General features: G+C 66.5%; 22 protein-coding genes and 1 pseudogene. 10 read left to right on the top strand and 13 right to left on the bottom strand.

The window, feature by feature from the left end; translation table 11 throughout:
* Positions 1-4: 4 nt before the first annotated feature.
* A pseudogene (locus ABZ789_RS10120) lies at positions 5-760 on the top strand (zinc-binding dehydrogenase); the annotation flags it as partial.
* Positions 761-836: 76 nt separating this feature from the next.
* Here the strand turns inward: ABZ789_RS10120 and ABZ789_RS10125 are convergent.
* Both ABZ789_RS10125 and ABZ789_RS10130 read right to left on the bottom strand, forming a co-directional pair.
* Entirely contained in the window at positions 837-2,672 is a 1,836-nt protein-coding gene (locus ABZ789_RS10125) for an acyl-CoA dehydrogenase (protein ID WP_358422751.1), read from the bottom strand.
* Between the two features lie 97 nt (positions 2,673-2,769).
* The gene (locus ABZ789_RS10130; protein ID WP_358422754.1) at positions 2,770-3,378 is read right to left on the bottom strand and encodes a class I SAM-dependent methyltransferase; all 609 of its coding nucleotides are present in this window, start codon (positions 3,376-3,378) and stop codon (positions 2,770-2,772) included.
* A gap of 162 nt (positions 3,379-3,540) precedes the next feature.
* Here ABZ789_RS10130 and ABZ789_RS10135 point away from each other — a divergent pair, with 162 nt between their 5' ends.
* Entirely contained in the window at positions 3,541-4,563 is a 1,023-nt protein-coding gene (locus ABZ789_RS10135) for a beta-ketoacyl-ACP synthase III (protein ID WP_358422757.1), read from the top strand.
* A gap of 36 nt (positions 4,564-4,599) precedes the next feature.
* Positions 4,600-5,298 (top strand): HNH endonuclease family protein, encoded by a 699-nt coding sequence (locus tag ABZ789_RS10140; RefSeq protein ID WP_358422759.1) that lies wholly within the window; start codon positions 4,600-4,602, stop codon positions 5,296-5,298.
* Between the two features lie 7 nt (positions 5,299-5,305).
* On the opposite strand, the gene ABZ789_RS10145 is transcribed toward ABZ789_RS10140, so the two are convergent.
* Together ABZ789_RS10145 and ABZ789_RS10150 are read right to left on the bottom strand one after the other, a co-directional pair.
* Positions 5,306-7,426 (bottom strand): thiamine pyrophosphate-dependent enzyme, encoded by a 2,121-nt coding sequence (locus ABZ789_RS10145; RefSeq protein ID WP_358422762.1) that lies wholly within the window; start codon positions 7,424-7,426, stop codon positions 5,306-5,308.
* Positions 7,427-7,446: 20 nt separating this feature from the next.
* Entirely contained in the window at positions 7,447-8,793 is a 1,347-nt protein-coding gene (locus ABZ789_RS10150; protein WP_358423148.1) for a cytochrome P450, read from the bottom strand.
* Positions 8,794-8,930: 137 nt separating this feature from the next.
* Here ABZ789_RS10150 and ABZ789_RS10155 point away from each other — a divergent pair, with 137 nt between their 5' ends.
* Positions 8,931-9,827 carry an alpha/beta hydrolase gene (locus ABZ789_RS10155; protein WP_358422765.1) on the top strand — a complete coding sequence of 299 codons (897 nt, stop codon included), beginning with the start codon at positions 8,931-8,933 and terminating at the stop codon, positions 9,825-9,827.
* An 11-nt stretch (positions 9,828-9,838) separates the two neighbouring features.
* Here the strand turns inward: ABZ789_RS10155 and ABZ789_RS10160 are convergent, their stop codons facing one another.
* The 3 genes from ABZ789_RS10160 to ABZ789_RS10170 all read right to left on the bottom strand — a co-directional run bounded on the left by ABZ789_RS10160 (position 9,839) and on the right by ABZ789_RS10170 (position 12,007).
* Entirely contained in the window at positions 9,839-10,462 is a 624-nt protein-coding gene (locus ABZ789_RS10160) for a universal stress protein (RefSeq protein ID WP_358422768.1), read from the bottom strand.
* A gap of 91 nt (positions 10,463-10,553) precedes the next feature.
* Positions 10,554-11,837 carry a Na+/H+ antiporter NhaA gene (nhaA, locus tag ABZ789_RS10165; protein ID WP_358423150.1) on the bottom strand — a complete coding sequence of 428 codons (1,284 nt, stop codon included), beginning with the start codon at positions 11,835-11,837 and terminating at the stop codon, positions 10,554-10,556.
* A 32-nt stretch (positions 11,838-11,869) separates the two neighbouring features.
* A complete protein-coding gene (locus ABZ789_RS10170; RefSeq protein WP_358422771.1) occupies positions 11,870-12,007 on the bottom strand; it encodes a hypothetical protein in 138 nt (45 codons plus the stop codon).
* A gap of 100 nt (positions 12,008-12,107) precedes the next feature.
* Here ABZ789_RS10170 and ABZ789_RS10175 point away from each other — a divergent pair, with 100 nt between their 5' ends.
* Entirely contained in the window at positions 12,108-12,569 is a 462-nt protein-coding gene (locus tag ABZ789_RS10175) for a CrcB family protein (protein ID WP_358422774.1), read from the top strand.
* Positions 12,566-12,934 carry a CrcB family protein gene (locus ABZ789_RS10180; RefSeq protein WP_358422777.1) on the top strand — a complete coding sequence of 123 codons (369 nt, stop codon included), beginning with the start codon at positions 12,566-12,568 and terminating at the stop codon, positions 12,932-12,934. The genes ABZ789_RS10175 and ABZ789_RS10180 overlap by 4 nt, the downstream gene beginning before the upstream one ends.
* Here the strand turns inward: ABZ789_RS10180 and aroD are convergent, their stop codons facing one another.
* The 3 genes from aroD to ABZ789_RS10195 all read right to left on the bottom strand — a co-directional run bounded on the left by aroD (position 12,935) and on the right by ABZ789_RS10195 (position 15,827).
* On the bottom strand, positions 12,935-13,705 hold the full coding sequence (aroD, locus tag ABZ789_RS10185) for a type I 3-dehydroquinate dehydratase (RefSeq protein ID WP_358422780.1): 771 nt from the start codon (positions 13,703-13,705) through the stop codon (positions 12,935-12,937).
* 42 nt (positions 13,706-13,747) lie between these two features.
* A complete protein-coding gene (locus tag ABZ789_RS10190; RefSeq protein ID WP_358422783.1) occupies positions 13,748-15,391 on the bottom strand; it encodes an MDR family MFS transporter in 1,644 nt (547 codons plus the stop codon).
* Between the two features lie 112 nt (positions 15,392-15,503).
* Positions 15,504-15,827, bottom strand: a complete 324-nt coding sequence (locus ABZ789_RS10195) for a hypothetical protein (RefSeq protein WP_358422786.1) — start codon at positions 15,825-15,827, stop codon at positions 15,504-15,506.
* 114 nt (positions 15,828-15,941) lie between these two features.
* Between ABZ789_RS10195 and ABZ789_RS10200 the strand changes: the two genes are divergently transcribed.
* Positions 15,942-17,513 (top strand): hypothetical protein, encoded by a 1,572-nt coding sequence (locus ABZ789_RS10200; protein ID WP_358422789.1) that lies wholly within the window; start codon positions 15,942-15,944, stop codon positions 17,511-17,513.
* Positions 17,514-17,517: 4 nt separating this feature from the next.
* Here the strand turns inward: ABZ789_RS10200 and ABZ789_RS10205 are convergent, their stop codons facing one another.
* Both ABZ789_RS10205 and ABZ789_RS10210 read right to left on the bottom strand, forming a co-directional pair.
* Entirely contained in the window at positions 17,518-17,898 is a 381-nt protein-coding gene (locus ABZ789_RS10205) for a hypothetical protein (RefSeq protein ID WP_358422792.1), read from the bottom strand.
* A 67-nt stretch (positions 17,899-17,965) separates the two neighbouring features.
* On the bottom strand, positions 17,966-21,286 hold the full coding sequence (locus ABZ789_RS10210; RefSeq protein WP_358422795.1) for a proline dehydrogenase family protein: 3,321 nt from the start codon (positions 21,284-21,286) through the stop codon (positions 17,966-17,968).
* A gap of 126 nt (positions 21,287-21,412) precedes the next feature.
* Between ABZ789_RS10210 and ABZ789_RS10215 the strand changes: the two genes are divergently transcribed.
* A complete protein-coding gene (locus ABZ789_RS10215) occupies positions 21,413-22,249 on the top strand; it encodes a DUF1206 domain-containing protein (protein WP_358422798.1) in 837 nt (278 codons plus the stop codon).
* 150 nt (positions 22,250-22,399) lie between these two features.
* A complete protein-coding gene (locus ABZ789_RS10220) occupies positions 22,400-22,906 on the top strand; it encodes a VOC family protein (RefSeq protein ID WP_358422801.1) in 507 nt (168 codons plus the stop codon).
* Positions 22,907-22,984: 78 nt separating this feature from the next.
* Here ABZ789_RS10220 and ABZ789_RS10225 read toward each other — a convergent pair whose 3' ends face one another.
* Positions 22,985-23,407 (bottom strand): hypothetical protein, encoded by a 423-nt coding sequence (locus tag ABZ789_RS10225; RefSeq protein ID WP_358422804.1) that lies wholly within the window; start codon positions 23,405-23,407, stop codon positions 22,985-22,987.
* Positions 23,408-23,528: 121 nt separating this feature from the next.
* Between ABZ789_RS10225 and ABZ789_RS10230 the strand changes: the two genes are divergently transcribed.
* Positions 23,529-23,771 carry a DUF2630 family protein gene (locus tag ABZ789_RS10230; protein ID WP_358422807.1) on the top strand — a complete coding sequence of 81 codons (243 nt, stop codon included), beginning with the start codon at positions 23,529-23,531 and terminating at the stop codon, positions 23,769-23,771.
* Positions 23,772-24,043 lie beyond the last annotated feature (272 nt).

The raw sequence follows: 24,043 nt of genomic DNA on the forward strand, positions 1-24,043 counted from the left end.
GGTCCCGTCGAGCTTCCGGCTGAGCCTCGACGGAGTACCGGTGGCGCAGACGTGCGGGCTGTCGACCTTCAGTCAGTACACGACGGTGAGTGTGGACTCGGCCGTCAAGGTGGACAAGCATCTTCCGCTGGACAAACTGTGCCTGCTCGGCTGCGGTGTCGGCACCGGCTGGGGAGCGGCGGTCAACTCGGCCGAGGTGTATCCGGGACAGACCGTCATCGTTCAGGGCATCGGTGGGATCGGGATCAACGCGGTCCAGGGGGCCGCGCACGCCGGTGCGGCCCGGATCATCGCGGTGGATCCGGTGCCGTTCAAGCGTGAGGAGGCGCTGCGGTTCGGAGCAACCCATGCGGTGGCCGGCATGGAGGACGCGACGGAGATTGCCCGGTCGTACACCAACGGTCAGGGCGCGGACTCTGCGATCGTCACCGTCGGTGTGACGACGGGGGAGCACATTGCGCAGGCCTTCTCCGCAATCCGTAAGGCGGGAACCTGCGTCGTCACCTGTCTCGGGAAGATGACCGATTTCGGTATCCCCATCAGCGCGATGGAACTGGTGCTCTACCAGAAGCGCCTGCAAGGTTCGCTGTTCGGCGCTTCCGCGCCGACCGCCGACATCCCGTGGTTGATCGACCTGTACACCTCGGGCGCGTTGAAGCTCGACGAGCTGGTCACGACCACCTACAAGCTCGACGACATCGCTCAGGGATTCGTCGACATGCACGAGGGCCGGAACCTGCGCGGAGTCGTCCTGTTCTGAGCACCACACCGTTCGGATAAGGCAGTGGCCCCGCCGGAGAACCGGCGGGGCCACTGCCTTCGGTGCGACGCGCGTATCAGAATGCGGCTTCGTCGAGCTCCATGATGTCGAGATCGATGTCGGTGATGATCTGACGCGACACGCTCAGCTCGGGCAGGACGTTCTTGGCGAAGAAGGACGCGGCTGCGACCTTGCCCTCGTAGAAGGCCTTGTCCGAGGCGTCGGCGCCGGCATCGAGCGCGGCGAGTGCGATCTCGGCGTGCTCGAGCAGCAGCCAGCCGATCATCAGGTCGCCGAACGACTCGAGGAAGCGGACCGAGCCGAGGCCCACCTTGTACAGCTCGGTGGGCTGCTCCTGCGCACCCATGAGGTACTGGGTGAGCGTCGCGACCATCGTCTGCGCCTCGTCGAGTGCGGTGGCCAGGAGCGTGCGCTCCTTCTTCAGACGCTGGTCGGCGTCGTCGCGCTCGACGAACTTCTTGATCTCACCCGCGACGTGGGCGAGTGCCACACCGCGGTCGCGGGCGATCTTGCGGAAGAAGAAGTCCTGCGCCTGGATGGCCGTGGTGCCCTCGTACAGCGAGTCGATCTTCGAGTCGCGGATGTACTGCTCGATCGGGTAGTCCTGCAGGAAGCCCGAACCACCGAGGGTCTGGAGGGAATCCTTCAGGTACTGGTAGGCCCGCTCGGAGCCGCAACCCTTGACGACCGGGAGCAGCAGGTCGTTGACGCGGTGCGCGAGACCGGCGTCGGCGCCCGAAACCAGCTCGGCGACGACGTCGTCCTGATGCGCGGCCGTGTACAGGTAGACGGCGCGCAGACCCTCGGAGTAGGCCTTCTGCATCGCCAGCGAACGACGCACGTCCGGGTGCCGCATGATCGACACGCGCGGAGCGGTCTTGTCGGACATCTGGGTGAGATCGGCGCCCTGGATGCGCTCCTTGGCGTACGCGAGGGCATTGAGGTAGCCGGTCGACAGGGTAGCGATGGCCTTGGTGCCGACCATCATGCGAGCGTGCTCGATGACGTCGAACATCTGCGCGATGCCGTTGTGGACCTCACCGACGAGCCAGCCCTTGGCGGGAACGCCGTGGCCGCCGAAGGTGACCTCGCAGGTCGCGGAGGCCTTGATGCCCATCTTGTGCTCGACACCGGTGACGAAGACACCGTTGCGCTCGCCCATCTCGTTCTTCTCGAAGTCGAAGTGGAACTTCGGGACGAAGAACAGCGACAGGCCCTTGGTGCCGGGGCCGGCACCCTCGGGGCGGGCGAGGACGAGGTGGAAGATGTTCTCGAACAGGTCGTCGGAGTCGCCCGAGGTGATGAAGCGCTTGACGCCCTCGATGTGCCAGGAGCCGTCGTCCTGCTTGATCGCCTTGGTGCGACCCGCGCCGACGTCGGAGCCGGCATCGGGCTCGGTGAGGACCATCGTGGCTCCCCAGCCGCGCTCGACGCAGGTGGCTGCCCACTTCTTCTGCTCGTCGGTGCCGTTCTTGTAGAGCACGCCGGCGAAGCCGGGGCCGGCCGCGTACATGAAGGCCGCGGGCTGGGCGCCGAGCATCATCTCGTTGACGGCCCACAGCAGCGCCTGCGGAGACTCGGTGCCGCCGATTTCCTCGGGGATACCCATCGACCAGTAACCGGCGTCCCACCAGGCGCGGAACGACTTCTTGAAGCCCTCGGGGATCGACACCGAATGGGTCTCGGGATCGAAGACGGGAGGGTTGCGGTCGGTATCGGCGAACGCCTCCGCCGCCGGTCCTTCGGTAAGCGCCTTGACCTCGGCGAGGATGCCGCGTGCGGTGTCCTCGTCCATGTCGCCGAACTTGCCGGCTTCGAGGACCTTCTGAATCTTCAGGAACTCGAAGAGATTGAACTCGAGATCGCGGAGGTTGCTCTTGTAGTGGCCCATGTCGTCGGTGTCTCCCAGTGCGGTGCGGTCCAGCCGGTTTCAAGTACCGCCCAAGTTATTACTCGTCGGTAACATCTCTATGTTACTCGCCGGGCAACTAACTGCCAAGGGGTGGTTTTCGGGCGACCACGAGAGCATCGATCGCGGTTCCCGAGTCCGTTTCCCGATATCGCCGTTCCGCCGCCACGATTTCCAGTCGGCCGTCGATTTCTGTCACGAGATCATCTGGGGTGTAAAGGATTTCCTTGTCCTGGGGGCCTCCTACACCTTGTTCCGGATTTATCGCGTCGTGCCCGAGGAATATGAGGATTCCTTCAGGTTTCAGTGAATGGATCGCCCTCTCGAGAAGTGCCTTCCGCTGTGGCGGAGAGAAATGCAGGAAGACCGAGAGGATCAAGTCATATTCGCCGCCGAACGAGTCGGCCGTCACATCTCCACGCACATAGCGAAGGCGATCACGCGAACGTGAGGGCGCCTGCGCGGCGATCTGCCGGGCCTTGTCGAGAGCGACTTCGGAGAAATCGACCCCCACGACCTCCCAGCCGCGCGTCGCCAGCCACAGCGAGTGGCGACCCTCCCCGCAACCGAGATCGAGCGCACGGCCGTGCGGCAGCGACGCCACGTGTTCGACGATCACCGGATTCGGCGGCGCGCCCCAGACGAGGTCGGACGCCGCATACTTCTCGTCCCAATCCTGAGCATCCATGCTGCGACGCTAACCCGGGCGCGGCGAACGGGACGCCCGGTTGCGGTCGGGGTCACGGGAGAGCATCGTCGGGGTGGTTCTGTGACGAAACCGTGACCCACGGTATCGTCGTCCGGATGCGACGTGCCGACAAGCGGTGCGTCGAGGAGGAGGAGTCGTCTGATGGGTGCACAGATCGCTGTCCCGGCCCCGTTGAGGAACAGCGCGCTGCTCGGCCTGGGCGTGCACCGGCCCGAGCGCATCGTCACCAACGACGAGATCTGCGAGCAGATCGACTCGAGCGACGAGTGGATCCAGTCGCGGTCCGGTATCAAGGAACGCCGCTTCGCGAAGCAGCACCCTGAGGAGTCGGTCGTCGACATGGCGACCAGCGCCGCCGAGAAGGCCCTCGTCGCCTCCGGTCTCACCGGTGCCCAGATCGATACCGTCGTCGTCGCGACCTCTACCTACCCCTTCCAGACTCCGCAGGCTGCGGCGCTCGTCGCCGACCGCATCGGCACCGGCGGCGCTGCCGCACTCGACATCGCCGCCGGGTGCGCGGGCTTCTGTTATGCCCTCGGCGTGGCCTCCGATCTGGTGCGCGCCGGTTCTGCCGAGCACGTGCTGGTCGTCGGTGTCGAGCGCATGAGCGACGCCACCGAACCCACCGACCGCTCGGTGCGCTTCATCTTCGGTGACGGCGCGGGCGCCGTCGTCGTCGGCCCGTCCGACGAGGTGGGCATCGGCCCGACCGTCTGGGGTTCGGACGGCTCGCAGGGGAACGCCATCCGCCAGGAACCCGACTGGGTCGACTTCGCGACGAATCCCGACCAGAAGCGCCCGTGGATCATCATGGAGGGCACCGCGGTCTTCCGCTGGGCAGCCTTCGAGATGAGCAAGTACGCCCGGCAGATCGCCGACAAGGCGGGCGTGGCGCTCGAGGACCTCGACGCCTTCGTCCCGCACCAGGCCAACCTGCGCATCAACGACGTCATCGTCAAGCAGCTCGAGCTGCCCGAGACGGTGGCGGTCGCCGACGACATCATCGAGACCGGCAACACCTCGGCCGCCTCCATCCCGCTCGCGATGGAGAAGATGCTGCGCACGGGCCAGGTCGAGGCGGGTTCGACGGCGCTGCTCCTCGCGTTCGGCGCCGGCCTCTCCTATGCGGGTCAGATCGTGAAGATGCCCCCGCTGGCGCAGTAGAAGGCAGCGGCAGCAAGTACGACTCGGTAGCAGTACATGGCGCGTGCGCGTAAGCCGTCGGTTCCCCGATGGCTCTGGATCCTCTGTTTCATCGCGGTCTCCGTGGCCGTCGTCCTCCTCGAACCGGCGAGCGACGACGAGTCCGGGGCTGTCGTCGTCGCGAATCCCTCGCAGGCCCTCGAAGCGCTGGCGGCCCTGCCGGTGCGCGACGAGGAACCGCAGGACGGATACGACCGGAATCTCTTCGGGTCCGCCTGGACCGACAATGTCACGGTCGGACTCGGCCGCAACGGCTGCGACACCCGCAACGACATCCTCGCGCGCGACCTCGTCGACATCTCGTTGGAACCCGCGACGAAGGATTGCACCGTTCGCACCGGAACCCTCCACGATCCGTACACCGGCAAGGAGATCTTCTTCCGGCGCGGCGTCGACACGTCCTCCGCCGTGCAGATCGATCACATCGTGGCTCTGTCGGACGCCTGGAAGAAGGGCGCTCGCTATCTCGACGACGAGCAGAGACGCAATCTGGCCAACGATCCCCGTAATCTCCAGGCCGTGGACGGACCGACCAACCAGTCCAAGGGCGACTCCGACGCCGCCGAGTGGCTACCGCCCGACAGCTCGTACCACTGCAAATACGTCGAGCGGCAGATCGAGGTGAAGACGGCCTACGAACTGTGGGTCACCCAGGACGAACACGACGCCATGGCGCGAATTCTGGCGGGATGCTGACGCGACGTCATCGATCGCGCATGGCCCGGACGATGTCGTCCTCGGACATGAGCACGTGCGCGGCCGCAGGCCCGAGCGGAACGTAACTGTCGCGGGAAGTGACCCGGGTGACCCGGCCCTGCCAGGACGCGTCGACGAGCGCCGCGACGATCGCCTCGGCGACGCTCCCGCTGCGGCGGGTCTCGTCGGCCACCACCACGCGCTCGAACCCCTCGGCATGTGCGAGCAGGGCGGTCGTGGGCAATGGGGACAGCCACTGGAGGTCGAGGACGGTCACCGCGACGCCCGCGCGCCGCGCGGCCCGCAGGCTCATCGGCACTCCGTTGCCGAAGGTCACCACCAGCACGTCGCTGCCGTCGCCGTAGACGCGAACCGAACCGGGCGGCAGCCCGGCGGGGTCGGGGACTTGTTGCCACAGGCCGTCCCCCTCCTCGTACAGGTCCCGCCGGTGGTACAGCGCGATCGGTTCCAGAAAGACACACACCCGCCCCTCCTCCCGAGCCAGTGCCGTACAGGTACGCAACAGGGCGCCCGCAGTGACGGGAGCGCTCGGCACGGCCAGCACCAGGCCCGGGATGTCGCGCAGGACGGCGACGGAGTTGTCGTTGTGGAAATGCCCGCCGAACCCGCGCTGGTAGGGCAGGCCGGCGATGCGCACCACCACCGGGTTGCGGTACTGCCCGTCCGAGAAGAACGCCAGACTCGCCGCTTCCCCGCGCAACTGGTCCTCGGCATTGTGCAGGTACGCCAGATACTGGATCTCGGGGATCGGCAGCATCCCCGCCACGGCCGATCCGAGAGCGAACCCGAGCACGGTCTGTTCGTCGAGCAGCGTGTCGAACACGCGCAGACGACCGAACCGTTGCTGCAGCCCCCTGGTGAGGCCGTAGACCCCGCCCTTGAGGCCCACGTCTTCCCCGAAGACACAAGTGCGCGGATCCTCCTCGAGGAGATGTCCGAGCGTGCGGGTGACGGCCTGCGCGAGGGTGAGCGGTTCGCCGGCCGGATGCGGGTCGTCGTCGACCCGGGTGAGCGCCGAGTCGAGCGGGCGCATCACCTCGGCGGCCGATCGTAATCGTGGCGGCCTCTGCAGGGAGTCCGCGACCGATGCGACAGCTACACGCATCCGCTCGTAGCGATCGAGTACTCCCGCGACATCCAGAACACCGCGCGCGAGGATCTCCCGGGCCGTGCCCACCAGGGGATCCCGCGCGTGATCGGCGGCGAGGTCCGCAGGGTTGCGATAGGCCGATTCGACGTCGGAGCCCGCATGGCCGAGGAAACGCGCCATCCGCACATGCAGCACGAGCGGCGCTCTGCTCGTGCGCACCGTGTCGATCGCCTCGGCCGCTGCGGCGAGCATCGCCACCGGGTCGGCGCCGTCGACCTCCCGGTATGCGATCCCCGGATACGAGGACAGGGTCTTTCGGATCCACCCCGCCGGCGTGGGCACGCTGATCCCGAGTCCGTTGTCCTCGCACACCAGCAGCAGCCGCAGCGGCAAGCCGCGGTGGCGGCAGTAGGCGGCCGCATTCATGGCGCCGACCGCCGTCGAATGGTTGGCCGAGGCGTCACCGAAACTGCACACCACCACCGAGTCGGCCGGCCATGCCGTTTCGAGCCCGAGTCGCTGCATACGCGGCAGCGCGAGTGCGATTCCCACGGCACGCGGCAGATGCGACGCGATCGTCGACGTCTGCGGCACGATGTTCAACTCGGCGTTCCCGAACACCTTGTGCCGACCGGCCGAGATCGGATCGAGTGTGGACGTCGCGCACCCGGCGAGAACATCGCGGATCGGTGTGCTGCCCTCGACCAGCGACGCTCGTGCCGCATAGAAACCACCCGAACGATAATGCAGCAGAGCGGGATCCGTCACCCGTGAGCACAGACCGAGCGCCGCGTTCGATTCGTGACCCGCCGACGAGATGGTGTAGAAGCCCCCTCCGCGCTCCTGCATGGTGCGGGATGCGAAATCGATTTGCCGCGACTGTAATTGGGCGTCGAAGTAGCGAATCAGCAGATCGTCGGCGATGTGCCGATCGGCTCGGCGCGATCGCGGTGCGTGCCCGTCCAGGGCGCGCACCGCGGCGACGAATCGTTCGTCGAGTTCGTCGGCGACCGACATACCTCTTTTCTACGCTGTGCCTACCTCGTTCGGAGGTCGATCGGGCCCCCGTCGTTCGGGAACGGCAGCGATGTGAAGTTCATGGGCGCGATGTAGTCGGCCGGAACGTGCCACCGGTAGCGCAGCAACATGTGATGCAGCACGGTCTTGATCTCGGCTCCCGAGAAGTGCATGCCCAGGCAGCGGTGGGCGCCCCCGCCGAAGGGGGCCCACGCGTACTTGTGCACGCGGTCCTCGCGTCGCTCGGGGGAGAACCGCTCCGGATCGAAACGTTCGGGATCGGGCCACAATTCGGGCATGTGGTGGGAGAAGTGCATACCGAGATTGAGGAGGGTGCCCTTCGGCACGAAGTGACCGAGGATCTCGGTGTCGGTGGCCGCAAGGCGCACGACACCGGGCACCGGGGTGACCAGCCTCTGACACTCCTTGATCACCAGATCGAGCGAGGTCAGCCCGTCGAGTTGCTCGAAACTCGGAGTGGTGGTCCCGAGTGCGTCGGATTCGTCGCGGCACCGCTGCTGCCACTCGGGGAACTGGCCGAGATACTGCATCGCCGTCGACAGGGTGATCGTCGAGGTGTCGTGTGCGGCCATCATCAGGAAGATCATGTGGTTGACCACATCGTCGTCCGAGAACCGTTCTCCCTCTTCGGATTCGACGTGGCAGAACACCGAGAAGATGTCGTCGCCGCCACCCGCGCGACGGGCGGGGAGATAGTGGCGGAAGAACTTCTCCAGGTGCGCCCGCCCCACGATGCCGCGTCGCCACCGCGTACCGGGTAGGGGATACCGCACGATGGCGGTGGCTGCTTGGACGCACCCGATGAAGGCCCGGTTCACCTCGTCCATCTCCCGCGCGGACGATCCTTCGGCGCCGCCCATGAAGATCTCCGTCGCGAGGCCGAGCGTCAGCGCTTTCAGTGCCGGGTAGACGCGAAAGTCCGGACGCGGAGTCCAGCCGTCGAGGGTCCGTTCGATCGACGGGTGCATTCGGTCGGTGTAGAGGGCCAGCCGGTCGCGGGTGAACGCCTGCGACATGATGCGGCGGTGGGCGGTGTGTTCCTCGCCGTCGAGCAGCATGAGCCCACGATCGAAGAACGGCCCGATCAGCGCGCGCCATCCCGGTCCGTTCAAGAGAGCCCGGTCGCGGTTCTGCAGGGCGGCCCCCACGGCGTCGGGGCCGAGGAGGACCACCCAGGGCCGGCCGGCGAAGCGGAACCACGAGACCGGTCCGTGTTCGTGATATCGATGCGTATACGCCGCAACGGGATCGCGCATGTACTTCAGCGCGTAACCGACATAGGGGAGGCCGCTGTCGCCCGGAACGGGAGCGAGGCCGGGGGGTGGGGGAGCGAGCATCTTCGTCACGGGCGCATCTCCGACGGTCGGCATCTGAGGCTGGCTGTTGTCAGATCAAATGTAGCGCGCGTCACATGTCCGTTGTGTCGATTCGTCCGCGGGATGGAGGCTGGTCGCGCGTGCGGGTGCGTGCCATGCTGACGCCCATGGACGTCGAACGCCCCAAACTCGAAGGCACCGTGGCTGTCGGGGAGGGCCGCCGGCTCGGCTTCGCCGAGTTCGGGTCTGCGCAGGGCCGGACGGTGTTCTGGTTGCACGGCACCCCGGGCGCGCGCCGGCAGGTGCCCATCGAGGCACGCGCCTTCGCCGAACGGCGCAACATCCGCCTCATCGGCATCGACCGGCCGGGGATCGGTTCGTCGACCCCGCACATCTACGAGAACGTTCTCGCGTTCAGCGACGACCTGCGGATCGTCGCCGATACCCTCGGCGTCGACCGCATGGCGATCGTCGGACTGTCGGGCGGTGGCCCCTACACCCTCGCCGCGGCATATGCGCTGCGGGAACGCGTCGTGGCCGCTGCTGTCCTCGGTGGCGTGGCGCCGGTGGTAGGTCCCGAGGCGATCGGCAGCAACCTCATGAAGCTGGGCACGATCGTCGCGCCCGCGCTGCAGAACGCGGGGATCCCGATCGGTGCGGCGGTCAGTGCCGCGATCCGGGTGGTGCGTCCTTTCGCGTCGCCGATCATCGACCTGTACGGGCGACTCTCACCCGAGGCGGACCGCCGCCTGCTCGCCAGGCCGGAGTTCAAGGCGATGTTCCTCGACGATCTGCTCAACGGCAGCCGCCGCCAGATGGCGGCGCCCTTCGCCGACATCGTCGTGTTCACCAGGGACTGGGGATTCCGGGTCTCCGACGTGAAGGTGCCGGTGCGGTGGTGGCACGGCGACACCGACCACATCATCCCGATCGAACACGGCCTGCACATGGTCGAGTTGCTGCCCGACGCGCGCTTCCACCACCTGCCGGGGGAGAGCCACCTCGGTGGTCTCGGCGCGTCGGAGGAGATTCTCACGACCGTGCTGGACTTGTGGGAGGACTGAGTCTCGGGCCGTCAGCGGTCTTCCGGTGCGACGACGAGCACGGGTATCGGGCAGTGTCCGGACAGGTGTTCGGCGACGCTGCCCAGGATCCGGTTGGACATGCCACGACCACGTCGCCCCACCACGAGGACATCGGCGCCGCGCTCCCCCGCGAACCAGCGAAGGGATTCCCCTGCGGGCCCGGCGAGAACGGTCATTCCCACCGGGGTGCTCTCCATGGCGGCGGCAGCAGCTGCGAGTCGCTGCTTCGCCACGTGAAGAGCTTCCGTCTCGTCCTTTCCGCCGTCGTCGTACGACACCACCGCGACGAGTTCGAGCACGCCGCCGCCGGGCTCGAACAGTCGCCGCGCAATACGTAATGCGTGGTCGGATTCGGCCGAGCCGTCGATGCCGACCATGACCCGGAGACTGCCGGTTCCATCCGGTTCGGATCCCCACATCGCGATCGGCTCGGAGGACACCGATCGGGGCCGGCGTTCGACGCGCTCGTACGCAACCGGAATGAACAGTGGCCCCAGGATCACGGCGATCAGCGTCCATCGCGGGTCGTGTCCGCGCCGCGCCATCCAGATTCCGGTGGCCAGCCCGATCAGCACCCACGCGGTGATGAAGACGGCGAAGATCGTCCAGTTCACATTGGCCTCCTGACGGGCGACGACGAAGCGCGATCGACGAGAACAGCGGTGATGAGGATGCGCGGCAGCGGCCGAACCCGGATCGTCTTGCTCATCGACCCTGGTAGACGTCGGGAATACCGTCACCGTCCTCGTCGATCCGCTCTCGTGCCGCGATTCGGCGGTAGGCGCGGTTACGGGCGGTGAGGACGATCGAAGCGAGGGCCGCGCTGAGCACGGATCCGCACAGCACGGCTACCTTCACGTGGTCGGCGGCCACGGTTCCTGCTCCGTAGGCCAGATCGCCGATGAGAAGCGACACGGTGAAGCCGATACCGCCGAGCAACGCCACACCCAGTACGTCCGTCCAGCTCAGCTCGTCGTCGAGGCGGGCACCGGTGAACCGCGCGACCAGATAGGCGACGCCGAAGATTCCCACCACCTTGCCGAGCACCAGTCCGGCGATCACCCCGATGGAGATGGGATCGGTCAGAGCGCCCGCCAACCCGTCGAAGCCACCGACCGTGACTCCCGCGGCGAAGAACGCGAAGACCGGAACGGCGAATCCCGTCGAAACCGGCCGGATTCGGTGCTCGATGTGTTCGGCGACGGGGACCGCCTTACCGGCCACCGTCCGGGAGATCGGAACGAGGAATCCGAGCAGGACACCTGCGATCGTGGCATGCACGCCGGACTCGTGCACGAGCCACCAGGTGACGGCGGCGAGGGGGAGCAGCAACCACCAGGCATTCACGCCGCGCTGCAGGGCGAACCCGAAGGCGATCAAGGGCAGCAGTGCGCCGGCGAGATAGAGCAGGTTCAGATCGTCGGTGTAGAAGACGGCGATCACCGTGACCGCAAGCAGGTCGTCGACCACGGCGAGGGTGAGCAGGAAGGTGCGAAGGGCGGAGGGGAGGTGCGTGCCGATGACGGCGAGAATCGCCACGGCGAAGGCGATGTCGGTGGCTGTCGGTACCGCCCACCCGTTCAACGCGTCGGCGCCGCCCCGCATGTTGATCGCGACGAATATCAGTGCGGGCACGATCATTCCGCCGAGTGCAGCGGTGACGGGCATCGCGGCGCGGCGCAGGTCCCGCAGGTCGCCTTCGATGAACTCGCGTTTGAGTTCGACGCCCACCACGAAGAAGAACACCGCGAGCAGACCGTCGGCGGCCCACGTCCCCAGCGACAGGTCCAGGTGCAGGCCGCTGGGGCCGAAGGTGGTGTCGCGCACCGCGTGATAGGAGTCCGACCATGAGGTATTGGCCCAGATCAACGCGGCAATCGCAGCGATCAGCAGAAGAATTCCCCCGACGGTCTCCTTGCGGAGGATGTCGGCCACGCGGCGCGATTCCTCCCAGGAACCTCGGGACAGCCAGGGCAGGCCGGAGAACATATCGGGCATCGGAGTGCGTCCCTCGACGACCGCTAGCCGGCGAGGGCAGCCGGAACTGCGATCGACTCGAGGGGCGAGGAACTCAGAAGTGCTGCGCGTAGCGGCAACGGGAACACGGTGACCTCCGGATCGACGGCGAAATACGACTCGCCGACCAGACTTCCCGGCACACCATTTCCTACCGTACCGTACGGTGCTCCCAGTATCGCCATCCGACGATGCGGGCCGTCCGGACCGAGATTCCCGAGGTGCCTACGGAAGGAACACCGAATGGTCGATCCCTCCGAGCCGCAGCGGAGTTCGCCTGCGCAGGCGATACACCTGCAGCCCACCGCGCTGGTGGCTGTCGCGGTGGGCGGACTGGCCGGAACCGCCGCCCGATTCGGACTCGGACGGCTGTTCCCGGTCGAGAGCGGCACGTGGCCGGTGACGACCTTCACGATCAACATCGCCGGCGCTCTGCTGCTCGGGATACTGCTCGAATCGCTGGTCCGGGTCGGCCCTGAAACCTCCTGGCGTCGTGCGGTCCGGCTCGGTGTGGGTACCGGCGCGCTGGGCTCGTTCACCACCTACAGTGCGCTCGCCGTCGATACCGATCTGCTGCTCCGCGCCGGCGACTTCGTGGCGGCGGCGGCCTACGCGCTGGGCACGGTGCTCGCCGGCCTGGTCGCAACCGGCATCGGTGTGGCGCTGGGCGCGTGGCTCGGGGAACGCCGGGGTGCGGCACGATGATCGCGGTGTGGGTGACGCTGGCCGGCAGCGCCGGTGCCGTGGCGCGCTTCGTCGTGGACAGTGCACTGCGCGCCCGATTCGCCGCGATCCTGCCGTGGCCGACCATCCTGATCAACGTCACGGGATCGTTGCTGCTGGGCATCCTGACCGGTGCCGTGGTGTTCCACGGCGCATCCGCGACGATGCTCACGATCGCCGGGATCGGATTCTGTGGCGGCTACACGACCTTCAGTACGACGAGCATCGACTCGGTACGCCTGCTCGCGCAACGCCGCTACGCGGGCGCGGCCGTGATCGCGTTCGGCACTCTCGGGACCACGCTCGCCGCGGCAGCGGCCGGACTCGCTCTCGCTGCCCTGGGATGATCAGCGCGAACGGTCGAGCAACTCGAGGACCGAGCGCAGTTCGTCGGCGTCGATCTGGCCCGGCGCCGAGGCGGTACCGACCATCCCGAATGTTGCTGCCGATCCGAACACCTGACCGGCGATTCGCGACAGCACGCCGAGACCGCCCATCGACATCGTGATCAACGGGCGGTCGGCGTAGTCCTCATGCATCGTGCGCGTCGCGTCGAGCAGAACGAGCACGTCGCCGGTCGTGCGGGGCATGACGGCGATCTTGCAGATGTCGGCGCCGAGGTCCTGCATCTCCCGCAACCGCGCGACGATCTCGTCCTTGGGAGGAGTGGCGTCGAAGTCGTGATTCGACGCGACGACCGCGACATGGCGGGCGTGTGCCGCCGCGACGATCCGGTCGACCGCAGCACGGTCGCGGCGATACTCCACGTCGACGAGATCGACCGCGCCGCTCTCCGCGAGCGCGACCGTCAGGTCGGCGTAGGCGTCGTCCGAGATCTCGACCTGGCCGCCTTCGTTCGCGGTCCGGCAGGTCGCGAGCAGCGGGGTGCCCTGCAGTTGCGTGGCCAGGCCGGCGGCCTGCTCGGCCACTGCGGCGATGTCGTCGATGCGGTCGAAGAAGTCGACGCGCCATTCGACGACGTCCGCCCGCCCGGCCACCGCGGCGACCTGCTCCCGCAGCGCAGCGGGCGTGCGGCCCATGACAGGAACGACGATCGTGGGTGTGCCTTCGCCGATCACCACGTCCCTGACACGGACGGGTGTGATCGTTCCTCCCACGTGCCGTCTCCCTTCCCTCACTCGATGCAGGGCCCTATTCGATCACGTGTGTGTCGAACCGCTCCCTGCGGTGTCCGCACTCGTCTCCGACTCGTCGACGATCACGGCGGTGTCGTTCTTCGTCGGCTTCGTCGGGTCGGCGACCGCCTCACCGCGCGCGACCATGAGAGCTTCGTCGGAGAGTGGGATCTCCTTGATGAAGCACGCGAGAACGAAGGCGATGAGCAGGAACGGGATGAGGTACCAGAAGACCGGGGCCAGCGAGTCGGCATAGGCATCGACGATGCCTTCGCGGACCGGGTCCGGAAGGAGCTTCATTGCTGCCGGGTCGACGGTCGCGGTGGCCTGGCCGGCCTGCTCCGGTGTCGCACCCGCAGCGGTGAAGACCTCGGTGAGCTTCTCCGAAAGCCGGTTGGTGAAGATCGTTCCGAAGATCGCCACACCGAGAGCAGCACCGACCTCACGGAAGTAGTTGTTCGAGCTCGTGGCGGTCCCGATCTCGTCGGCGGGTACCGCGTTCTGCACGATCAGGATCACGACCTGCATGATCAGACCCAAGCCCAGGCCGAAGACGAACAGCATCGAGCAGATCACCCACAGCGAGGTGTCGCCTTCCAGCGTGGTCAGCCACAGCATGGCCGCGGCGGTGATCAGCGAACCCGCGATCGGATAGATCTTGTACCGCTGGGTCTTGGTGATGGCCAGACCGGACCCGATCGAGGTGATCATCAGACCGGCCATCATCGGCAGAAGCAGCAGACCCGAGACCGCAGCGGAGGTACCCGACGACATCTGCAGGAAGGTCGGCATGAACGCGATGGCGGCGAACATACCCAAGCCGAGCACGAAACCGATGGCGGTGGCATTGACGAAGATCGAGTTGCGGAACAACGACAGCGGGATGATCGGGTCCTGCGCCCGCGACTCGACGAGCACGAACAGAGACGCGAAGGCGACGAGTCCTGCTCCGAACGCCCAGGTCAGCGGATCGTCCCAGCCGCGCTCGGCGTCGCCACCGAAGTCGGTGAAGAAGATCAGGCAGGTCGTGGCGAGCGAGAGTGCGACGACGCCGAGGACATCGATCTTCTTGGTGGGCTTCTTCGTCGGCAGACGCAGCGCGATCCAGGTGATGACGAACGCGGCGATGCCGACCGGGATGTTGATGTAGAAGCACCACTCCCAGCTCAGGTGGTCGACGAAGAAACCACCGAGCAGCGGGCCACCGACGGCGGACAGGCCGAAGATCGCACCGAGCGGACCCATGTACTTCCCGCGTTCACTCGCGGGCACGATGTCGGCGATGATCGCCTGCGACAGGATCATCAGGCCGCCGCCGCCGAGGCCCTGCATCGCGCGGAAGATCACGAACGTCCAGAAGTCGTCGGTGAGCGCGCATCCCACCGAGGCGAGCGTGAAGATGCCGATCGCGATGAGGAACAGATGCCGGCGCCCGAAGACGTCGCCGAACTTGCCGTAGATCGGCATGACGATCGTGACGGCGAGCAGATAGGCGGTGGTGATCCACGCCTGATGCTCGACGCCGCCCAGCTGCCCGACGATCGTGGGCATGGCGGTCGAGACGATCGTCTGGTCCAGGCTGGCGAGCATCATGCCCGCGATGAGTGCGGAGAAGATGATCCAGATCCGTCGCTGGGTGAGGACCAGCGGTTCCGAAGTGGTGGTCACGTTGTTCCTGTCGGATGATGAATATCGAAAATCCAGTGGGGCCTGCGCCGGGGCACCGAGACCTGAAATTGTGGCACCCGATGCACCTCGCCACCTAACGATTATTCCCGAATCATTCCAGCCAGGACCGTACGGGTGGTTTGACCCACATGATCTTCTCGTCCGCGTCGGTGGGCGCTGCTGACGAGTGATCAGGATGGTTGCGCGCCCACGCCGTCTTCTCGTCCATGAGACGCGCTGCCATCTCCCAGGTCTCCATGGTGCGTGGCGGGTGCGCGTCCGCTGCTCGCGCCAACTTGCGTCTCGTCTCGTCGGTCATGGCGAGCAGTTCCGTTCCCGAGATGCCGCGGTTCCACGCATACCGGGCCAGGATCACAGCCTTGTCGCGTCGGTTCTTCTCGGCGCGGTCGGTGTGGGCGAAGTCGGCGTCGCTCATGTTGCCAAACGGTACGCGTCTCCGAGTCGTGGCCGGCGACGACGATCTGCCGGATTTCCAGCGTCGTCCCCGGTCTCGTCTGCCTACCCTCGATGAGGGGGCGGAGGAGGCACGATGACCGACGAGATCCCGAAAGGAACACCCGAGTCGGTGGTGGCCCGGGCCGCCGAGCCTCCACGGGTTCCCGACTTCGAGCCGACTCTCGGTATCGAGGTTGCCCGGTCCTTCCGCGGCACACCCCGGCATCGACTGGTCGCGCTCGGCGATTCCCTGCTGCAGGGCTTCCAGAGCGGTGCGATCTACAACACCGACATCTCCGTCCCTGCGATCGTCGCGTACGAACTCGGTGCCGACTTTCGGTACCCGCGCTACGGCGGACCGGGTGGGCTCCCCTTGAACATCGAACTGCTGCTGCGCCGGATCGAACAGCGGCACGGAACGACTCTCGAACCGTGGGAACTGCCGACGGCGCTGCTGGCGGCACGAGGATTCATGGACGAAGTGGAGGACTACTGGGAACGCGGGCCCGGTGCGGCCTTTCCGTCTGTGGGATATCTCCACAACCTCTCTTGCTTCGGCTGGGATCTGCGCGATGCGCTGCAGAAGACCGCCCGCGACTGCGCCGCCCGGATTCGGACCCCGCGCGACGATCTCGTGCGGCAACTCGTCGAGAACAACGGAGAGCGTGCTGCGCTCCATGTCTATCCGAACGGCGACGAGCGACGCCGCGACCTGACGCTGTTCGACGTCGCGGCCGAACTCGGTGCCGACCACGACGACGCCACCGACACCGGGATCGAGACCCTCCTCGTCTTCCTCGGTTCCAACAACGCGCTGCGGACGGTCACCGAACTGCGCGTCGCGTGGAGCGGCGACGACTTCCGTGACCTCGACGCGAAGCGGGCCTACACGATCTGGCGACCCGAGCATTTCGACAGTGAGTGGACCGAGGTCCTCGCACGGCTGCGCACCGTCGGCGCGCGGCACGTCGTGCTGTGCACAGTTCCGCACGTGACCATCGCGCCCATCGCCCGTGGGCTCGGGACGAAGAGCGGATCGCGGTATTTCCCCTACTACAGCCGTCCCTGGGTGGACGAACGCCGGTTCGAGGCCTCCCGCGACGAACACATCACCGGCCCGGAAGCCCGCATGGTCGACGCCGCCATCGACCTGTTCGACGAGACGATCAGCCGCACCGTCGCCGATGCGCGTCGCGCCGGACTGGACTGGTATCTGCTCGACACCGCGGGCATCCTCGACCGTCTGGCCGCCCGCCGCTACGTCGACGACCTCGAAGCACGACCCGCGTGGTGGCAGCCGTACGCGCTACCGCCGGCCTTGGCCGCACTCGACCCGGTGCCGGACACGCGCTTCCTGTCCGCCGACGGACGCGGCGGCCGGGCGAGCGGGGGACTGTTCTCCCTCGACGGAGTGCATCCGACAACCGTCGGCTACGGGATTCTCGCCCAAGAGGTCCTCGACGTCATGGTGCGCGCGGGTGTCGAGTTCCGAACGGCGAACGGGACGGTGAGAACCGGAGCTGTCGCCGTGGATTTCGAGCGTCTGCTCAGGCGTGACACGCTCGTGCGCACCCCGCCGCAGAACCTCGATTCGATGCTCTCGATCCTCGGATGGCTCGACGAGGTGCTCGACGTCTTCCGGGTGCAGTTGCGGTTGGGTCTGTGAGGAATCAGGTCAGATTGACGACGTGTGCGTGCGACGCCACGGCGTCCTGCATCTTCTTGCGCGACAGTGATCGCGGACCACAGGCGCATCCCGAGGGTATGGAATCATCCTCGAACTGGGTCGCTTCGAGGGTGTCCACATACTCCGAGTTGAGCGACGTGCCGTTGTGGGGAGTCGATTCGCGATCGCGGTTACCGCGACCACCGGGTCCGCTGCGAGAGACCACGACCTGACCTTCGGAAGTGTTGTACACCGCCGCTACGGTGTGGCCTTTGGGACAGCGAATCTTGAGGACGGCCTTCTCGGTGCGCTGAGGCCCGAGTTCCTTCACCGCGGCGAGTGCCAGCTTGCGACGTTCGGTCGGGGGTGTCGTGGCGATATCCATTTTTCTATTCCACCTCACAGGGTCGGGGTTCACAGGAGATCGGCAGAAACCGATTCGGGGTTTGTTCTCAGATGATCTCGTCGGTGAGGTGGTTCGGTGTACCGAATCGATGTGCGGTGATCGCAACTGCCTGTTCGGCGAGGAATGGCAGCATTTCGATTCGTCCCGATTCGGTGACGGGATGGTCGAACACCGCGATATCGCATCGAGTGTCCCACTCGGCGGGGGGCTTCGCACCGATCAGGCGGACGCGGGCTACAGAGGAGGCAGCCATCCTCTCCGCCCATTCCGCATCACTTTCCACACGCACCTGATGCGCGAAACATGCTGTACAGGAATATCTTCCGAGATCGACATCGAGGGCGGACGAGATTTCGACCGGCGCACCCGCCTGCGCGGCGGCGCTGAGCACGCGCACAAGTTCGACTGGATGCCCATTTTCGCCCAGCCGAATATGAGTGCGAACAGGTTTGTACCGGAACAGGTTTCGTTCCGCGGACAGATCGCTGGCATCCTTTGCGATACCGAACTCGGATTGCCACGCCTGCTCGTCGCTTGCGAACGCGCGGTGCAGCGCATCCTCGTCGAGTGGGCGTGCTTGCCAGGAACCGAAACCGAACAGGTAATTCGGCCCGCCTGCCTTGAAGCCTGCACCTACCGAGGACTTCTTCCATCCCCCGAAGGGCTGGCGCTGCACGACCGCGCCGGTGATACCGCGATTCACGTAAAGGTTTCCGGCTTCCACCCGCTCGAGCCACCGGGCGATCTCGTCGGAGTGCAACGAGTGCAGACCCGCGGTGAGCCCGTAGTCCACCTCGTTCTGGATGGCGATGGCCTCATCGAGATCGGCTGCGGTCATCACTCCGAGCACAGGACCGAAGAACTCGACGAGATGTGTGCGCGACCCGCGTCGCACACCCGTGCGCACACCGGGACTCCACAGCCGTCCTTCCGCGTCGAGCCGCTGCGGTTCGACGAGCCACGACTCGCCGTCCTCGAGGCTCGTGAGTGCTTCGAGCAGCTTGCCCTGTGCCGGCTCGATCAAGGGACCCATGCGGGTCCGCGCGTCGTATGCCGGGCCGACCGGCAGCGAGCGCACCGCGTCGACGAGCTGGTCCCGGAATCGGCGGGAGGTCGCCACCGAGCCGACGAGGATCACGAGCGACGACGCCGAGCACTTCTGTCCTGCATGCCCGAAGGCCGACTGCACGACGTCGCGTACCGCCAGATCCGGATCGGCGCTCGGCGTCACCACGATCGCGTTCTTGCCACTGGTCTCGGCGAGCAGGCGCATGCCGGGGCGCAGGGCGCGGAACAACTCGGCGGTCTCGTAGGCACCGGTGAGCACCACCCGGTCGGCACGAGTGTCCGCAACGAGTTTCGTACCCAGCGACCGTTCGTCGGCGTGGGCGAGGTGCAGGACGTCGCGGGGCACGCCCGCATCCCACATCGCCTCGGCGAGCACCGACCCGCACCGGGCCGTGAGTGTCGCGGGCTTGAGGATCACCGCAGAGCCCGAGGCCAGAGCACCGAGTGTCGACCCTGCCGGGATCGCGACCGGGAAGTTCCACGGCGGGGTCACGACCGTGAGGGTCGACGACACGAACGGCGCACCGTCGATCGCGTCGAGTTCGCGCGCCCGCTCGGCGTAGTAGCGGGCGAAGTCGATCGCCTCCGAGACCTCCGGATCGGACTGGTCGAGAGTCTTGCCGCCTTCCGCCGCCATCACCTCGATCAGGTCGGCACGGCGCGCTTCGAGCACGCCGGCGACCTGTTCGAGGATCCGCGCGCGGTCGGCGCCGCCGAGAGCCCCCCAGGAGCGTCCCGCAGCGGTTGCCGCTACCAGCATGCGCTCGAGTTCGTCTTCGGATCCGAGGGTGTGTGCACGTACGGTGTCGACACCGAGTTTGGACGAGGGCACCCGTTCGAGGATGCGGCGCGCCCACTCCCGGTTCTGCGGCAGCGACGGATCACTGTCGGGAGTGTTCGCGAAGCCGGTCGGTGCCGGCGGTGGCGTCGGCGACGGTTCCTGCCGGTTCTGGGTGCGGTTGGGGACGGGGACGCTCTCGTCGAGAGCGGCGACCGATGCCCGGAACCGGCGTTCCTCCCGCTCGAAAACCGTGGGATCGTCGGCGAGATCGAAGACCGCGGACATGAAGTTGTCCTGCCCGGCGCCCTCGTCGAGTCTGCGAACCAGATACGAGATGGCCACGTCGAACTCGTCGGGCCGCACCACAGGGGTGTAGAGCAACAGGCTGCCCACATGCCGGCGCACCACCTCGGCCTGGCTCTGGGCCATGCCGAGCAGCATCTCGAAGTCGATCCCGTGTCGCGCCCCGCGTCGGCCGGCGAGCACCCAGGCGTAGGCGATATCGAAGAGATTGTGACCGGCGACCCCGATCCGCACGTTCTCGATCCGCTCGGGGTCGAAGGCGTAGTGCAGCAGGCGTTTGTAGTTGGTGTCGGTCTCCTGCTTGGTGTGCCAGGTCGCGAGGGGCCAGCCGTGCAGCGACGCGTCGACCCGTTCCATCGGCAGGTTGGCGCCTTTGACCACGCGCACCTTGATCGCCGCACCTCCACGGGCCCGCCGCGCCGCCGCCCACTGCTGCAGCCGCATCATCGTGCGCGGTGCGTCGGGGAGATAGGCCTGCAGAACGATGCCGGCCTCGAGACCTAGGAACTCGGGTCGATCCAGAAGGCTCGTGAACGCCGCGACGGTCACGTCCAGATCGTGGTACTCCTCCATGTCGAGGTTGACGAACTTCGGGGTCGGGGAGGAGGCGGCGAGTTCGTACAGTGGCGTGAGCCGATGGACGATGTCCGAGACGGTCTCGTCGAAGGCCCACGGCGAATGCGGCGCGACCGCAGCCGAAACCTTGAGCGAGACGTAGTCGACATCGTCCCGTGCGAGCAACGCCAGGGTGCCGTCGAAACGACGACAGGCTTCGTCGTCACCGAGTACTGCCTCGCCGAGCAGGTTGAGATTCAACCGGGTTCCGGGGCGTCGCAACCGTGCGATTGCGCGACCCAGCGCGTCGTCGTCGGTGTCGACGACGAGGTGTCCCACCATCGCGCGGAGGGCTCGGCGCGCGGCGGGAACGACGAGATGCGGGAATCGGGGTCCGGCCGTTCCACCCACGCTCAGAGCCGCCCGAAGATGCAGGGGAAGGAAACCCGGTATCTTCCGGGATAATTCGGCCAATGCGTGCGCTGCGACGGTCGGATCCTCGGGGCGGATCACCTCGTCGACGAAGCGCACCGTGAAGTCGAGTCCGTGAGGGTCCGCGAGGAGATCGGCGAGATGCCGGGCCGCACGGTCGGGGGCGACATCCGACGATTCCTCCACCCACCGGCGGGCCAGGGCGACGGCATCCTCGACGATCCGCACGACGCCCTCCGATCGACGAGTTTCGATCCTGACGCCAATCTACCCACTGAGGGCAGTTTGCGTTTGCGCTCTGCATCTCCGGGAATACAGGGCGAAGGGGACAGTCCCGACAACGAGGAGACGAAAGTGAACCGTCAGGTCCGGGCGTCGCGTGGCGCGTCGCAATCCGCCGAGCGCGTCGCGCAGAACGGCGTGTTCGAGAAGTTCGCCCGTGCCGGCTACATCGGTAGCGGCATCGTGCATCTGCTCATCGGTTATCTCGCGATCCGGGTCGCGTTCGGTGGCGAGGAGCAGGAGGCTTCGCAGTCCGGCGCGATGGCCGAGCTCGCCGAACAGCCCGGAGGGAAGATCGCGTTGTGGATCGCGGTCGTGGTCTTCGTGATGATGGGTCTCTGGCGTTTCGCCGAAGGGGCCTTCGGGAAGGTCTCCGAACCGGAACCGCGTGGCGCCGACAACAAGGACGTGGTGTTCGACCGGTTCAAAGCGTTCTGTGTGGGAGTGGTCTACTTCGCGTTCGCGTACACCGCCTTCGGTTTCGCCCGCGGAAGCGGACGGTCCAGCGGTGAGCAGAACGCCGGTCTTACTGCGAAACTGCTGCAGTCCGGCACCGGAAAGTTCGTCCTCGTCGTGGCGGGGCTCGTCATTCTCGGTGTGGGTGCGTACCACGTCTACAAGGGGGTGTCGAAGAACTTCATCGACGATCTGAAGAGCCACCCCAGTACCTTCGTGGAGCGCCTCGGTCTCGTCGGATATGTCGCGAAGGGACTCGCGATCGGTCTCGTCGGTGTGCTGGTGATCGCTGCCGTGTTCCAGGCCGACCCGCAGAAGGCCGCAGGTCTCGACGGAGCGCTGAAGACGTTGGGAGCGCAGCCTTTCGGATCGGTACTGCTCGTTCTCATGGGCATCGGGATCGCGGTCTACGGGCTCTACAGCTTCGTCATGGCGCGGAACGCCAAGATGTGAGCCTCGGTCGGTGGTCTCTGCCCCTGCGGCCTTCGGGTCGCGGGGGCAGAGACATGTCGGGCACCTTTCGGAACACGCCTGGTTGACACGGCAACCAGTCTGGTTATCCTGGTAGTTGACAATGCAACGACCGCCGCGAGGGGTAGATCGATGACCGTCGACGAGCAGCAGCGTTCGGAAGAATTCGAGCGCAGGCGTGCAGTCATCCGCGACACCCATCTGAAGCCTGCCGGATCGCGCCCGCAGTCCTCGGCACGCGGACTGCATCACGCCGCGCTGATCAGCAGTGATGTCGAGCGGACCGTGCGGTTCTATCAGGATCTCCTCGAGTTTCCCCTGACCGAGCTCATCGAGAACCGCGACTATCCGGGCTCGTCGCATTTCTTCTTCGACATCGGCAACGGCAACCTGCTGGCCTTCTTCGACTTCCCGGGTCTCGACATAGGTCCGTACCGGGAAGTATTCGGCGGTCTGCATCACGTCGCGATCAGTGTCTCGCTGCCCGTCTGGGAGCGCCTGCGCGCCAAGCTGATAGACGCAGGGGTCGAACTCGCCGAACACAGCGAGGTATCCCTGTACTTCCGCGACCCCGACGGGGCCCGCCTCGAGCTCATCGCCGATCCCCTCGGAGAGATGTACGGATCGAAGGTTCTCTAGGCACGCACGACGAAATCCCCGAACGCCGGCGGTGGAGTGACCGCGCGATTCGGGGATCTGCCGAACGGAACTCTTCGATTACTCCACGATCGGGAAGATCGAGTCCCCGTCCTCGGGACTTCCGTCGATCTGACCGCGATTGACGCGTGAATCCTCCACGATCACCCCGTCCACCACGTCCGCCAGTTTCTCGTCCTCGGGTCCACCCGTGGTGCCGTCGTCGATCACCTCGTCGACGTCCTCGGTGAGTTCGTCCTCCGGTGTCGCCGCGACCGGTCTGTCGAGCGGCTCGGCCGGTTCCACGTCGGGCTCCTCCTCGGCGAGCCGTTGGTCGAGAGACTCGCCTTCCTGCTGTTCACGCTGGGTCGTTCCGAACTTGTCGGCTTCACTCCAGCCCTCGGGCGGCTCGACGACCTCATCGCCGTCATCGTTCCGCACTTCGTCGGCGTCGAGGCCTTCGCTGGGGCTGAGGGTCTCGCCGGGGCCGTCTTCGATGCTCATGCAGGGGAGATACCCGACCGCCGGAGAGCGAAAACCGCCTGCAGTTTCACGCCGCACGGAGCAGGCTGTCTGTGCAGGCAGAACACGCCATGTAATCGAAGCGGCGGATCGAGGGACTGTCATGGACGAGAACGACCTCATCCAGTACATCGAGAAGTTGGTGGACGAGGAGAAGACGTTGCGCTCGCGCACGGGCGAGGACGGTCCGAGCGGTGAGGACCTTCAGCGCTTGGGTGTGATCGAGGAACGGCTCGACCAATGCTGGGACCTGCTTCGACAGCGTCGAGCGAGGGCGGAGTTCGGTGACGATCCGGACCGGGCGCAGACCCGCCCCGCGGACGAGGTCGAGTCCTACCGTCAGTAGGCAGGGCCGGCTGCGCATGCGGCGGTCGGCGCGTACCGCACGGTCTGTATCGACGCGGCGGATCCATGCTGCCCTGCGTAAGAGTGGCTGACCGGCGAGGCGGTCGAGTCTCGTCGTCATGTCGGCCGAACCGGGTCTCGACGGCCTGGAGGCGGCGAGCCGTGGGGGCCGGGTAGGTCCCGCTCGGCGTCGATGATGCGGCTCGACAGGCGAGGATGTTGTAGCAAACGTTGTGTGTTCTGTCACATCCCCGGCCGGAACAGTGTAACGAG

Source organism: Rhodococcus sp. NPDC047139, assembly GCF_040643435.1.
Taxonomy (GTDB): Bacteria; Actinomycetota; Actinomycetes; order Mycobacteriales; family Mycobacteriaceae; genus Rhodococcus.

Coding starts and splice junctions, on each gene's coding strand:
- ABZ789_RS10175 (WP_358422774.1), top strand. CDS start 12,108: ATGGTCGATCCCTCCGAGCCGCAGCGGAGTTCGCCTGCGCAGGCGATA.
- ABZ789_RS10205 (WP_358422792.1), bottom strand. CDS start 17,898: ATGGATATCGCCACGACACCCCCGACCGAACGTCGCAAGCTGGCACTC.
- ABZ789_RS10145 (WP_358422762.1), bottom strand. CDS start 7,426: ATGTCGGTCGCCGACGAACTCGACGAACGATTCGTCGCCGCGGTGCGC.
- ABZ789_RS10180 (WP_358422777.1), top strand. CDS start 12,566: ATGATCGCGGTGTGGGTGACGCTGGCCGGCAGCGCCGGTGCCGTGGCG.
- ABZ789_RS10220 (WP_358422801.1), top strand. CDS start 22,400: ATGACCGTCGACGAGCAGCAGCGTTCGGAAGAATTCGAGCGCAGGCGT.
- nhaA (WP_358423150.1), bottom strand. CDS start 11,837: ATGTTCTCCGGCCTGCCCTGGCTGTCCCGAGGTTCCTGGGAGGAATCG.
- ABZ789_RS10140 (WP_358422759.1), top strand. CDS start 4,600: ATGGCGCGTGCGCGTAAGCCGTCGGTTCCCCGATGGCTCTGGATCCTC.
- ABZ789_RS10230 (WP_358422807.1), top strand. CDS start 23,529: ATGGACGAGAACGACCTCATCCAGTACATCGAGAAGTTGGTGGACGAG.
- ABZ789_RS10125 (WP_358422751.1), bottom strand. CDS start 2,672: ATGGGCCACTACAAGAGCAACCTCCGCGATCTCGAGTTCAATCTCTTC.
- ABZ789_RS10130 (WP_358422754.1), bottom strand. CDS start 3,378: ATGGATGCTCAGGATTGGGACGAGAAGTATGCGGCGTCCGACCTCGTC.
- ABZ789_RS10135 (WP_358422757.1), top strand. CDS start 3,541: ATGGGTGCACAGATCGCTGTCCCGGCCCCGTTGAGGAACAGCGCGCTG.
- ABZ789_RS10225 (WP_358422804.1), bottom strand. CDS start 23,407: ATGAGCATCGAAGACGGCCCCGGCGAGACCCTCAGCCCCAGCGAAGGC.
- ABZ789_RS10200 (WP_358422789.1), top strand. CDS start 15,942: ATGACCGACGAGATCCCGAAAGGAACACCCGAGTCGGTGGTGGCCCGG.
- ABZ789_RS10195 (WP_358422786.1), bottom strand. CDS start 15,827: ATGAGCGACGCCGACTTCGCCCACACCGACCGCGCCGAGAAGAACCGA.
- ABZ789_RS10155 (WP_358422765.1), top strand. CDS start 8,931: ATGGACGTCGAACGCCCCAAACTCGAAGGCACCGTGGCTGTCGGGGAG.